The organism is Bacillus sp. ISL-35 (genome assembly GCF_018613355.1).
In the GTDB taxonomy this organism is placed as follows: Bacteria; Bacillota; Bacilli; order Bacillales; family Cytobacillaceae; genus Mesobacillus.
Map to the genome: position 1 here is coordinate 46,377 of NZ_JAGGQK010000004.1, position 12,910 is coordinate 59,286.

13 protein-coding genes are annotated in these 12,910 nt (G+C 47.3%); all 13 read left to right on the top strand.

Annotated features, from left to right (window positions below; all coding sequences use genetic code 11):
• Positions 1-757: 757 nt before the first annotated feature.
• The 13 genes from J7E38_RS06410 (at position 758) to J7E38_RS06470 (ending at position 12,894) form a co-directional block, all read left to right on the top strand.
• Entirely contained in the window at positions 758-1,135 is a 378-nt protein-coding gene (locus J7E38_RS06410) for an NADH-quinone oxidoreductase subunit A (protein WP_214705970.1), read from the top strand.
• Positions 1,126-1,638 (top strand): NuoB/complex I 20 kDa subunit family protein, encoded by a 513-nt coding sequence (locus J7E38_RS06415; protein WP_023613587.1) that lies wholly within the window; start codon positions 1,126-1,128, stop codon positions 1,636-1,638. Before J7E38_RS06410 ends, J7E38_RS06415 begins: the two co-directional genes overlap by 10 nt.
• 3 nt (positions 1,639-1,641) lie before the next feature.
• Positions 1,642-3,057, top strand: coding sequence for an NADH-quinone oxidoreductase subunit C (locus J7E38_RS06420; protein ID WP_214705971.1), 1,416 nt, complete (start codon positions 1,642-1,644; stop codon positions 3,055-3,057).
• 3 nt (positions 3,058-3,060) lie between these two features.
• On the top strand, positions 3,061-4,161 hold the full coding sequence (locus J7E38_RS06425) for an NADH-quinone oxidoreductase subunit D (RefSeq protein WP_214705972.1): 1,101 nt from the start codon (positions 3,061-3,063) through the stop codon (positions 4,159-4,161).
• Positions 4,161-5,174: an NADH-quinone oxidoreductase subunit NuoH gene (gene nuoH / locus J7E38_RS06430; protein WP_214705973.1), complete on the top strand. Its 1,014-nt coding sequence runs from the start codon at positions 4,161-4,163 to the stop codon at positions 5,172-5,174. The genes J7E38_RS06425 and nuoH overlap by 1 nt, the downstream gene beginning before the upstream one ends.
• Positions 5,175-5,222: 48 nt before the next feature.
• The gene (gene nuoI, locus J7E38_RS06435) at positions 5,223-5,642 is read left to right on the top strand and encodes an NADH-quinone oxidoreductase subunit NuoI (protein WP_214705974.1); all 420 of its coding nucleotides are present in this window, start codon (positions 5,223-5,225) and stop codon (positions 5,640-5,642) included.
• Positions 5,639-6,163 carry an NADH-quinone oxidoreductase subunit J gene (locus J7E38_RS06440; protein ID WP_144479109.1) on the top strand — a complete coding sequence of 175 codons (525 nt, stop codon included), beginning with the start codon at positions 5,639-5,641 and terminating at the stop codon, positions 6,161-6,163. The genes nuoI and J7E38_RS06440 overlap by 4 nt, the downstream gene beginning before the upstream one ends.
• Complete coding sequence (gene nuoK / locus J7E38_RS06445; RefSeq protein WP_214705975.1) at positions 6,160-6,474, top strand: NADH-quinone oxidoreductase subunit NuoK; 315 nt, start codon at positions 6,160-6,162, stop codon at positions 6,472-6,474. The genes J7E38_RS06440 and nuoK overlap by 4 nt, the downstream gene beginning before the upstream one ends.
• Positions 6,475-6,616: 142 nt before the next feature.
• The gene (nuoL, locus tag J7E38_RS06450) at positions 6,617-8,479 is read left to right on the top strand and encodes an NADH-quinone oxidoreductase subunit L (RefSeq protein ID WP_214705976.1); all 1,863 of its coding nucleotides are present in this window, start codon (positions 6,617-6,619) and stop codon (positions 8,477-8,479) included.
• The gene (locus tag J7E38_RS06455) at positions 8,479-9,999 is read left to right on the top strand and encodes an NADH-quinone oxidoreductase subunit M (protein WP_214705977.1); all 1,521 of its coding nucleotides are present in this window, start codon (positions 8,479-8,481) and stop codon (positions 9,997-9,999) included. Before nuoL ends, J7E38_RS06455 begins: the two co-directional genes overlap by 1 nt.
• A gap of 6 nt (positions 10,000-10,005) precedes the next feature.
• Entirely contained in the window at positions 10,006-11,526 is a 1,521-nt protein-coding gene (gene nuoN, locus J7E38_RS06460) for an NADH-quinone oxidoreductase subunit NuoN (RefSeq protein WP_214705978.1), read from the top strand.
• 172 nt (positions 11,527-11,698) lie between these two features.
• Positions 11,699-11,935: a DUF1146 family protein gene (locus J7E38_RS06465; protein WP_144479099.1), complete on the top strand. Its 237-nt coding sequence runs from the start codon at positions 11,699-11,701 to the stop codon at positions 11,933-11,935.
• A 239-nt stretch (positions 11,936-12,174) separates the two neighbouring features.
• A complete protein-coding gene (locus tag J7E38_RS06470) occupies positions 12,175-12,894 on the top strand; it encodes a YwmB family TATA-box binding protein (RefSeq protein WP_214705979.1) in 720 nt (239 codons plus the stop codon).
• Positions 12,895-12,910 lie beyond the last annotated feature (16 nt).

The window sequence follows — 12,910 nt, forward strand, 5'->3', positions numbered from 1 at the left end:
TGTCGATTGAATGTGGTGAACGTGCTGCGTGCCATCCAGTTGATTAGCAAATCTGGGAGCAGATTCCGTTTCGCTATAAAAACGAAAAACTCGCTATAAAATCATTAAAGTCGCTATAAAAATCAAAAATTCGCTATAAAATTAAGAAGTTCGCTATAAAATTAAAATTTTCGCTATAAAACTTTATGTAATCAAAATAGGTTTGTATTAATCCAAGTAATTATGCTGATAAATCATGATAGAAATCAAAAAACTGCTATATTATCGATATAATTCTCGTTTAGAGATTAATTCTTCGCTCAATTCCCCAATAATAATCTCCAGTAACTCCCGCCAAGCGAAAAATCCACATTTCTGCCATAAATTCAATGCAGTATCAGAACTCATAAATGTTGACAAACGTCACTGACAATCACCGCTGGATTGTTTTAAATATAAAATGTAACCGATTGTCTTGATTTAAGCGCGTGCATGTGAGGCTGCACCCTCCAGAACGCGGCCGAGCCAAAACACAAGACAGACTGGTAAAAACAATGAGAATAATTTGCCTTCCGGACAACTAAGTATGGAAGGGGACGACTCTTTTCCGCTGTCTCAACAAGTCCAAGAAAGATACTATTTTTCTATCAAAAAGTGTATGGAAGAAGGTTGCCAGATTGTTCAAAGCCTTGTCGACACACTATTGCAACAATGGTATAATTGTTATCGGTTACAAGTTTAAAAAGTATGAAAATTTTACAACATTGGAGGGATGGGCATGGAACAGTTGAATCTATATCAAAATAACTATTTGATAGTCTTTGTGTTCCTATGTCTCGGGGTATTGCTTCCAGTCGTCGCTTTGTTTGCGGCAAAGCTTTTGCGGCCGAAATACAAGAACGACGAGCGGAAATATACCACCTACGAGAGCGGGATGGAACCGTTCAGCGATGCTCGGGTCCAGTTTAATGTCCGTTATTATGTGTTTGCCCTTATGTTCGTTATTTTTGATGTAGAAACAGCGTTTTTGTATCCATGGGCTGTTGCCTACGAGAAGCTGGGGATTTTCGCACTGATTGAAATGCTGATCTTTGTAATCATGCTTCTGATCGGACTCATCTACGCATGGAAAAAGAAGGTGCTAAAATGGATTTAAAATTGGATGATTTCTCACCTGAAGAAGTGGCAGAACTCCAAAGGAACGTATTCGTAACAACTCTTGAGCAGGTTAAAGGATGGGCCCGAAGCAACTCGATGTGGCCGATGACATTCGGACTTGCCTGCTGTGCGATCGAAATGATGGCATCCAGCTCGGCTCACTATGACCTTGACCGTTTCGGGACATTTTACCGGAATTCACCGCGTCAGTCTGATGTCATGATTGTCTCTGGTACCGTTACGAAGAAAATGGCTCCGACTGTCCGCAGGCTGTATGACCAGCTGGCAGAACCGAAGTGGGTAATCGCGATGGGTTCTTGCGCGACAGCAGGCGGTCCATATGTAAAATCATACTCAGTTGTAAAGGGAGTCGACCAGATTGTACCGGTTGATGTTTACATACCGGGATGCCCGCCGAACCCAGCAGCATTGATTTACGGGATTAATAAATTGAAAGAGAAAATCCGTTATGAGGCGAAAACCGGGAAGAAGGTGATCTAACCGATGAGCGGGGAAAAGGATTTAGAGCAGATAAAAAGAGAAGCAGCCGAAAAGGCGAAGGAGCTTGCAAAGCAGCGTCAGGCTGCCAAACAAGCAGGGGAAGGAAATGACCCGAAAGAGGTTGCCGACAAAGTCGCAGAACCTGAAGTGAAGGAAACCGAAGCAAAAGCGGAAGCACCTGCAGGTGACGATGCCGAGCTTGCGAAAAAGAAAGCCGCAGCCGCAGCAAAAGCAAAGGCAGCTGCACTCGCGAAAATGAAAGCGAAAGAGCAATCTGGGGAAGCTCCAGACGCGAAAGAAGAGGTTTCGGCTCCGGTCGAAGGACAGGATGCTGATCTGGCGAAGAAGAAAGCTGCAGCAGCCGCGAAAGCAAAGGCAGCCGCTCTCGCAAAGATGAAAGCGACTGGCCAGACAGAGGAAAACGCCGAAGCTCCAGCAGCAACTGAAACTCCAGCAGCAACTGAAACTCCAGCAGCAGCGGACGCTTCAGCTGGAGACGACGATGACCTTGCGAAAAAGAAAGCCGCAGCCGTAGCGAAAGCAAAGGCAGCAGCGGCAGCAAAAAGGAAAGCGCAGGCAGAAGCAGCCGGAGAAGCAGATGCTCCAGCAGGCGATGACGATGACCTGGCGAAAAAGAAAGCCGCAGCCGTAGCGAAGGCAAAGGCAGCAGCGGCAGCAAAAAGGAAAGCACAGGAGGCAGCTGGAGGAGCAGACGCTTCAGCAGGTGACGATGATCTGGCGAAGAAAAAAGCCGCAGCTGTAGCGAAAGCAAAGGCGGCCGCAGCAGCAAAGGCAAAAGCAGCAGGCGGAGGATCAGCGGACGACGAGAAAGCGAAAGCGATTGCCGCAGCCAAGGCAAAAGCCGCAGCAGCAGCGAAGGCGAAGTCAGCAGCTGGCGCGAAAGCAGGAGCAGAAGAGCCTGTCGAAGAGAAGAAGCCATCTCCAAACCAGCCTTACCTTGATAAATATGTAAAAGCAATCACTGACAATCTTGGCGATGAAATTTTGGAAGATTCGTATATTAACCCTCTTTCAAAGGATGTGCCAACGCTTGTCGCAAAGAAAGAATCCTATTATCGCCTGGCTGAATTCCTGAAGTACAATGAACTGCTTGGATTCGATTATCTGTCAGAGCTGCACGGAACGGATTTCCAGACACATATGGAAGTGTATGTTCACTTGTACTCATACAAGAACAGACAGTCAGTTGCGCTAAAAGTAAAACTTGATCGTGATCAGCCGGCCATCGAGTCATTGGCGAACCTGTGGGCAGGTGCGAACTGGCCAGAGTGTGAAGCCTACGACCTGCTTGGCATCAAATTCGAAGGCCATCCTGACCTCCATCGCATCATGCTTGGTGAAGACTGGGTAGGCCACCCGTTAAGAAAAGACTATGAACCGTATGATGTGGAGGTGTAGCCCGTGATACGCACAGAAGAAATGCTCTTGAACGTGGGCCCGCAGCACCCTAGTACACACGGTGTGTTCCGCCTCGTTCTTAAAATCGACGGGGAAATCATTGTAGAAGCGAAGCCGGTAATCGGCTACCTGCACCGCGGCACTGAAAAGCTGGCGGAAAATCTGCAATATACCCAGATCATCCCGTACACAGACAGAATGGACTATGTATCAGCGATGACGAATAACTATGTCATCGTCCATGCTGTCGAAACGATGATGGGCGTCCAGATTCCGGAACGCGCCGAGTATTTAAGGGTACTTGCAATGGAGTTGAACAGGGTTGCCAGCCACCTGCTGTGGTGGGGAACATTCATCCTCGACTTCGGTGCGACAAGCCCATTGCTTTACGCATTCCGTGACCGGGAGATGATCCTGAATTTGCTGAATGAACTGTCTGGTGCTCGTCTGACGTTCAACTACATGCGTGTAGGCGGCGTCAAATGGGATGCTCCGGAAGGCTGGATTGAAAAGGTAGCGGAATTCGTGCCATACCTGAGGGAACAGCTGAAGGGTTATCACCAGCTTGTATCAGGGAATGAAATCTTCCTGAACCGTACGAAGAATATTGGTACATATACAAAGGAAGACGCAATCAATTATTCATTGAGCGGCCCGAACCTTCGTTCAACCGGCGTCAAGTGGGATTTGCGCAAGGATGAGCCGTATTCAATCTATGACCGTTTCGATTTCGACGTTGTCACTCGTGACGAAGGCGATGCGCTTGCCCGTTACTATGTAAGAATGGGCGAAATCGAAGAATCACTGAAAATCATTGAACAGGCTGTGCAGCAATTCCCGAAAGAGGGAGAAATCATGGCCAAGGTTCCAAAGATCATCAAGGCTCCAAAAGGGGAAGCGTTTGTCCGGATCGAAGGCTCCCGAGGCGAAATCGGCTGCTATATTTCCAGCGATGGCAAAAAAGAGCCGTACCGCCTCAAGTTCAGAAGGCCTAGCTTCTATAATCTGCAAATCCTCCCTAAACTGCTCGAAGGTGAAAGCATCTCAAATCTGATTGCAATTTTAGGAGCGGTTGATATCGTTCTTGGGGAGGTAGACGGATAATGGTTCAGGAGCTACTAGAATCCAGTGCTGGCCTTATGAATTTCAGCATCTTCTTCATCCTGGCTGTCGTCCTCTTGTTCGTAATCCTTGGATTCGTAACAATGGCGATTCTGGCAGAGAGGAAAGTGCTCGGATTTATGCAGGGCCGTTATGGTCCAGCTCATGTCGGCGGTAAGTGGGGGCTGTTGCAATCCGTAGCCGACGTCGTAAAGCTTCTTGTAAAAGAAGACTTAATTCCAAAAGCAGCGGATAAGCCGCTGTTCATCATCGCACCGGTCATCGCGTTCGCGCCGTCCTTCATGGTCATGGCGACAATCCCGCTGACAGATAAATTGCAATTTGCCGACCTGAATGTCGGATTTCTGTATTATATCGCGATTTCAGGCCTGACGATCGTCGGGATGCTGATGGCAGGCTGGGCATCCAACAATAAATACTCACTGCTTGGCGGTATGCGTGCCGCGGCCCAGATGATTTCCTACGAAATCCCGCTGGTCATGAGCGTTTTGGGGATTGTCCTGCTATCAGGAAGCCTTAACCTGAATGAGATCGTTGAAACACAGCAGCACAACGGCTGGTTCATCCTGTGGCAGCCGATCGCGTTCATCGTGTTCTTCATTGCCGCTACCGCAGAACTGAACAGGGTGCCATTCGACCTTGCCGAGGCGGAGAACGAGCTTGTTGCCGGTTTCCACACAGAGTATTCCGGATTCCGCTGGGCGATGTTCATGCTGGCTGAATATGTGTATATGTTCGCAATGTCTGCTTTGATCACTGTATTATTCCTTGGAGGCTGGCTGCCGCTGCCGTTCCTTGGCTTCATCCCTGGAGCTGTATGGTTCGCGCTCAAGTTCAGCTTAGTGGTTTATATCCTCATCTGGTTCCGTGCGACGTTCCCGCGTATCCGCGCAGACCAATTGATGGAGTTCGCCTGGAAAGTGCTTTTGCCGGTTGCACTGGCAAACATCTTCCTGTCGGCATTGATCAAAGAACTTTTCACTAATTTTTTCTAAAATAGGAATGGAAGCAGCATGGCTTCCTGCATTAAAGGGGTGAATTACGTGCTAGGATGGACTAAAGGATTAGCTTATACCCTTAAACAATTGACTCGCGAAAAGGTGACTTACGATTATCCGAACGAACCGATTCCGCTTCCTGACAGGTTCCGCGGGATCCAGAAGTTTTATCCTGAAAAATGCATCGTCTGCAACCAGTGTGCCAATATTTGCCCGACAGATTGCATTAACTTGACTGGTAAAAAGCATCCTGATCCAACGAAAAAAGGCAAAATCATTGATACGTATGATATCAACTTCGAACTTTGCATCCTCTGTGACCTATGCACAGAAGTGTGCCCGACAGAAGCGATCATCATGACGAATAACTTTGAACTTGCAGAATACAGCCGGGATGACTTATTCAAGAACCTGGAATGGCTGGACGAAAATGATGAGAATATACGGAAGGTGAATAAAGCATGACGTTAACAGGCGAATTCTTTGCGTTTATGTCACTTGCTTTAGTGGCGGTAATCGGCGGCGTGCTTTTATTGAACCTCACCAAGGTCATCCACATGGTCGTAGCGCTGGTCTTTACATTCGTCAGTATTGCAGGTATTTATGTGCTCTTGTCCGCTGAATTCCTGGCGGTCATCCAAGTCATGATCTACTCCGGCGCCATCACAATCATGATGCTGTTCGGAATCATGCTCACCCGCCACCATGGCGATGAAGAGGAGCCAAAGGGCGGAAGATTGCGCAAGCTTGTGTTGCTGCTTGGTGTCCTTGGATTTGGCGCAGCAGTCTATTTCGGAATCTACGATCTGGATTTTGAAGCATTGCCGAATACTCTGCACGAAAACAACACAGAACAAATCGGGGTTGCACTTTACTCGCATTACATCATCCCATTTGAACTGACATCCGTGATCCTGCTCGCTGCGCTTGTCGGCGCAATTGTACTCGCGCGCAAGGATGACGATAAGGAGGGTGATCAGGAATGAGTTCTGTTCCGGTTTCAGCCTATCTGGCGCTTGCGCTTATTATTTTCTGCATCGGACTTTACGGTGCCCTGACAAAAAAGAACACAGTCATTGTATTGATTTCAATCGAACTGATGCTGAATGCGGTCAATATCAATCTCGTAACCTTCAGCAAATATGGAGCGGCTCCATCGATCACCGGCCAGGTGTTCGCGCTGTTCTCCATCGCGGTGGCAGCTGCTGAAGTAGCGGTTGGACTGGCGATCCTGATTTCGCTTTACCGCAACCGCAGAAGTGTTAATATCGATGAAATGAATGAGTTGAAAAATTAATGGAACCTTTCATAAGCGGCAACGGCCGTGTTAATCAGAAGATTTTTAGTAGCTGGACTGCCCCGCATGATGCGGGCCTCAATCTGACGGGCGTACACATGATAGATCACGCGCGCGTTCAAAAAAGGGGATTGTGATATTAATGGAGAATGCTTGGCTCATTCCGCTGTTCCCGCTTGTATCCTTTCTATTCCTTCTGCTGTTCGGAAAAAAGCTTAAAGAAGCGAGCGCATTCGTCGGTATTCTTGCGACGCTAGCTTCACTTGTCTACTCCATCCTCGTGCTCCTTGAGCGCCTGGAGAGCCCGACACATAAAGCTGAAGCCGTTTGGCTCACAATTGGGAATCTGGAACTTACTGCGGGTTTTGAAGTAAATCAATTAAACGCATTGATGCTGGTAATCGTATCTCTTGTCAGCTTCCTTGTACATACCTACTCAAAAGGATATATGCATGGTGATGAGCGATTCCCGGTTTTCTATGCTTATCTTGGACTCTTTACTTTTGCAATGCTTGGTCTCGTCATCTCGCCGAACCTTTTGCAGACTTATATTTTCTGGGAATTGGTCGGTGTCGGTTCATTCCTGTTGATTGGATTTTACTTTTACAAGGAAAGCGCCAAAGCGGCTGCAAAGAAAGCCTTCATCATGACCCGTATCGGGGATGTCGGACTTTTGATCGGAATGATTCTTTTATTCTGGCAAACTGGAAGCTTCGAATATGATGAAATTTTTGCGGCAGTAGAAGAAGGCGCGATTTCCGGAACGATGATTACCTTGACTGCGATCCTGATTTTCATCGGGGCAGTTGGTAAATCAGGTCAGTTCCCGCTGCACACATGGCTTCCAGACGCGATGGAAGGTCCGACGCCAGTTTCTGCGTTGATCCACGCAGCGACAATGGTTGCGGCTGGTGTGTATTTGGTCGCTTCACTGTTCCCGCTGTTCAACGCGAGTGAAACAGCGATGCTGACGGTAGCGATCATCGGAGCGTTCACAGCGATTTTTGCGGCAACGATCGGCCTTGTCCAGACTGACATCAAACGAGTGCTTGCGTTCTCGACTGTCAGCCAGCTTGGCTACATGATGCTCGCATTGGGATCTGCCGGTTATGTGGCCGGAGTATTCCACTTGATGACCCACGCTTTCTTTAAAGCGTTGTTATTCCTTGCAGCAGGTAGCGTCATCCATGCTGTACATACTCAGGATATTGAAAAAATGGGCGGGCTATGGAAAAAGCTGTCCTTCACTGGACCTTTGTTCCTGATCGGAACGCTGGCCATCAGCGGTGTTCCATTGTTCTCAGGCTTTTTCAGTAAAGATGAAATTTTGATCGCTGCATGGGCACATGGCAATTACATTCTGTTCTGGCTGGCGGTGATTGCGGCATTTTTTACAGCATTCTACATGTTCCGCCTGTTCTTCATGGTCTTCACTGGTGAAGCGCGCAGCGACATGAAGAATGTCCATGAATCACCATCCGTCATGACGATGCCGATGGTTATCCTCGCAGTACTGGCAGTCATTGCCGGTTATGTGAATACACCTTGGTTCGGCACTTTCCTTGGTGACTGGCTTGTCGAAGGCAACGAAGCACTCGGACATGGCCATATCGAAGGACCTGGCTGGATCATGATTGTTGCCACGCTTGTCTCCTTGCTCGGCATCCTGCTTGCATGGATGATGTACAGCAAGAAGTCGATTTCCCGTGACTGGCTGTCCAGCAGGGCGCCAATTGCCTATGGCATTGTGAAAAATAAGTACTATATCGATGAAATTTACAATCAAAGCATCGTGTTTGGCGTAAAGGCAATCAGCTTGTTCTTGCGTTTCATCGAGCTCTTCCTTGTTGAGGGACTCGTGAAGCTGACAACGGCGACTGTCCAGGGCCTTGGTAAAGCCGGTGCGAAAATCCAGAACGGCCAGGTACAGACTTACGGCACAATCGCCTTCGTCGGCCTTGCAGTCCTGATTGTCATCTATGCGTTAACAGGGGGGTATTTATAATGGATTTCAACTATTTTCTTACCTTGCTGGTATTCTCCCCTTTACTAGGAATCCTGCTTTTGGTCTTCATGCCAAAAGCGAACGAATCAGGCATTAAAATGCTTGGCGTATTGGCAACACTGCCATCTTTGATCCTTGCGCTGATCGCATACTTTTCGTATCGCGGCGGCAGCGATCTCGCTGGCTTTTCAGAAAAGTTCCGCTGGATTCAATTCGGCGGGCAGGGTGCCGAGCAGCAGGGCATGTTTTCAGTCAACTACGAACTCGGCATTGATGGGTTCGGTTTGATCATGGTGGTACTGACAGCGGTGATCGCGACGCTTGCGGCAATCGCATCCTTCCATATCAAAAAAGAATGGAAAGGCTATTACATGCTGTTCCTGCTTCTCGAAATCGGGATGCTTGGAGTCTTCACATCGCAAAACTTGATCCTGTTCTTCCTGTTCTTTGAAATCACCTTGATCCCGATGTTCTTCCTGATTGGGAAATGGGGCTATTACGAAAAAGAAAAGGCTGCCTACAGCTTCTTGATTTATAACGGCCTTGGCTCAGCGATCCTGCTGATTGTCATCATGGTATTGTTCTCAAGAACAGGCACGTCAAATATCGAAATGCTGAAAGTCATGATGAACACAGACAATGCGCCGCTGTTCGCGCCTGTGTCTGAGTCCTTGAAGATGGGATTATTGATTGCCCTGCTTGTCGCTTTCGGTGTCAAGCTGCCAATCTTCCCGCTGCACAGCTGGATGCTGCGCGTCCACGTTGAAGCACCGCCATCGATCGTCATGATCCACTCAGGGATCCTGCTGAAGATCGGGGCATTCGGTTTAATCCGCTTCGGGATGGGCATTTTCCCTGAACAGTTCGTAGAATTAGCCGGACTGCTTGCAGTACTCGGTGTGATTAACCTGCTTTACGGAGCGTTCCTTGCTTTTATCCAGACAGATTTCAAAATGGTCCTTGCTTACTCTTCTATTTCCCATATGGGGATCGTTTTAATCGGACTTGGAGCATTAAATGAGGCAGGAATACAAGGTGCTATTTTCCAGGTCGTATCTCACGGTCTGATTTCAGCACTACTGTTCTTCCTTGTCGGTGTACTTTATGAACGCACACACACAACCACACTTGCCAATCTTGGCGGTATGGCAAAAGGAATGCCGCTTGCTGCAGGATTCCTGCTTGCAGGTGCGATGGCTTCACTTGGACTGCCTGGCATGTCAGGCTTCGTCAGCGAATTCATGGCATTCCTCGGTTTGTTCGAAGAGATGCCAGTCCTGGCTGCAGTCGGTACACTAGGCATCATCATGACGGCGGTTTACCTGCTGCGAGCAGTGCTGGCCATCACGTATGGCAAAGCAGAACGTGAATTTGTCGGCGTAACCGACATCCGTTCATTCGAATGGGCACCGGTGCTGGTGCTTGTCGGCTTGATCGTCCTGATTGGTGTATATCCGGCCGTTCTTAGTGAACCGCTTCAGGCAACATTAGAGACTATCTTGATGGGAATAGGGGGGTGATGAAGGATGGATCTAGATACACTTCTATCATTTGATTGGGGAACGATGGCTCCGGAATTCATCCTCCTCGGTTTTATTGCACTTTTATCAGTCGCTGATTTATTCATGCCAAAGCATGTCGACCGGAAGATCCTTGGCTGGGTTGGTTTTGCTGGGGTAGTAATGGCGCTGGTTTCACTGGTAACTTTGATAGGTACCGAGACAACATCAATTTTATACGATACATTCAGGCTTGATTCATTCGCTATCGCATTCAAGCTGCTCCTCCTTCTTGGAGCGGCGCTTGTCATGCTGTTGGCGATTGACTTCAGAGCAAATGATGGGCTTGAGGATTACAAAGGTGAGTTCTACTACCTGTTCCTCACTGCCTTGCTTGGAACGATGTTCATGGCATCAAGCGGCGACTTGATCACATTGTTCGTCGGCCTTGAATTGCTGTCCATTCCGTCCTACATCCTTGCAGGTATGCGCAAACGCAACCTGAGATCGAATGAATCCGCGATGAAATACGTCCTGAACGGCGGCATTTCATCTGCCATCACTTTGTTCGGTATGAGCTATGTGTTCGGGATTGCAGGCACAACGAATTTAAAAGGAATCGCCCAGGTTTTCAATGGCTTGAGTGACCCTCAGCATATTTACATTCTTGGACTGGCATTCTTCATGATTTTTGTCGGCCTGTCCTTCAAGCTGGCATCTGCTCCATTCCATATGTGGGCACCTGACGTGTACGAAGGAGCACCAACTCCAGTGACGGCGTTCCTGAGCGTCGTCTCCAAAACAGCTGGCTTTGTCATCATCCTGCGCATCCTGCTATCGATCTTCGGATACGTACCGGTCGCACAGGAAGACGGCCAGCCAATTCCGCTGCTGTTCGCAGTACAGGATTACATTGCATTCCTTGCGGGAGCCACGATGATTATTGGTAACGTCATTGCCTTAAGGCAGCGTAACATCAAGCGCATGTTCGCGTATTCAAGTATCGCACATGCCGGTTACATCCTTGTCGCGCTGACAGCCATGTCATTCGTGACCTTCGATGCCATCTGGTTCTATCTGCTGGCATACGTGTTAATGAACCTGGGTGCGTTCGCGGTGATCCAGGTGATCACAGCAAAAACCGGCTCAGAAGATATCAGCCATTTTGCCGGACTTTACCGCCGCTCGCCATTACTGGCAGTCGGAATGGGAATCTTCATCCTGTCACTCGCAGGAATTCCTGGTACAGCAGGCTTCATTGGTAAACTGAACATCTTCATGGGAGCCTTGATGGTTGACCAGGCACATTACGTTCTCGTTTCAATCATGATCGCAACAACCGTCATCTCCTATTTCTACTACTTCGGAGTCATGACACAAATGTTCTTCCGCCCGGCAGCAAGTGATGAAAAAATCAAGCTGCCAGCAGGAACAATTGTCGTCATCCTGGTAGCAGTAATCGGAACAATCCTGTTCGGAGTCATGCCAAACCTGGCCATCGACTTCATGCAAAATAACTTCAACCAGTTTGGAGACTTTATGAGATAAAATGAATCGGTTTTGGGGAAAATCCATTCATGGAAACAAAGGGGTAAATTCAGCTGGCCTGCAATTTTGCGGGCCGGTTTTTTTATTTGAAACTTTTTCAAAAGTAAAACGTCTATAAAGAAGGGTATTCAACACGTTTATGGTAAAATAGCATGTGAAGGGAGGAGAGTATATGCTAACAGGTTTTGGCGGCTTTGCGCTGACCAGTATTCTGACACATCTGGTTTTTATTGCTCTTTCATGGTGGGCTCTTCAGGCACTCCAGTTTGATAAACTGCTGAGGGCGAATCATGTTCTTCAAGCCCGCGTGTTATATATCCTGCTATCCATCGCACTTGGATCCACAGTCAGTAATTTCTTCCTTGATTACCTCCAATGGTCGCAGCAGCTTCCGATGATTTTTCAGTAGCTGTTAAGTCATACCCGAATTGGTAAAAAATTAGGTCTTCATACATGTTTTCAAAACGAAGAATATCAAGTATTATACTCTTTGTGTTTGTTTTTTTGCACAAGCATGTTTATTTTTTCACAAACTATGAACACCCGGGCAAGTTGGTACATAGAATGATGTCAAAAAGTGACGAGAATTCCCAAGTATGTGATTCGCTCTCCTGGTAAGAATGGTAATAAGGGGAGAGTGAAACAGATATGAAGAAGATTCCATATATTTTATCAATTTTTGGCATTATTGGTTTTATTGTGTTCCAAGCTGGGAATAAGACGACTGTAGCTGACGCTGATCATGAAATAAAAACTCTGGCCTCGGTTTTACAGGACGAAGATATTTTAATCACTGGTTGGTCTTTATATGCAAGGGAAACATTGGAACAAGAAAATGTCGAATCGTTGGTGAAGGACCTGAAAGTCCAGCTTCCAGAGTGGACATGGTCAGGACACAATGGAGAACTAACAGCTGTTATGAATTCTTCTGAGATTCAGGAAAAAATTAAAATTGTTTCTACCGACACAAAAGGCCCTATACATACGTATGTGATGTATGAGGTCAGAGGTCAGCACTGGAATAAAAATACAGAAACCTTTTTAAACAAAAATTTACCAGGCAGAATATTTGACATTTTTCGAGGAAACGCCACAACTTTCTCTTGTGTTGAAGGCGAAATCAATGGTAAGATAAAATCGGCTTTACCTGTTTACAAAAGTAAATTGCTTAAGGCTTTCAATGCTCGTGAAGTTGAAGGGTTGGCAGAAGGATCATTCATTTCCTCTTCCGCCGTTTCGCCTTTGTTCGACAAAACACTGAGCAATGAACATGAGATGAATATGCAGCTTGGATTACGGAAAACTGAACGATTGGGCGCAAAGACTACCGTCGTAGTTGGCACACCCATCATTACGATTGAATATTAATATAGAGAAATTGGAC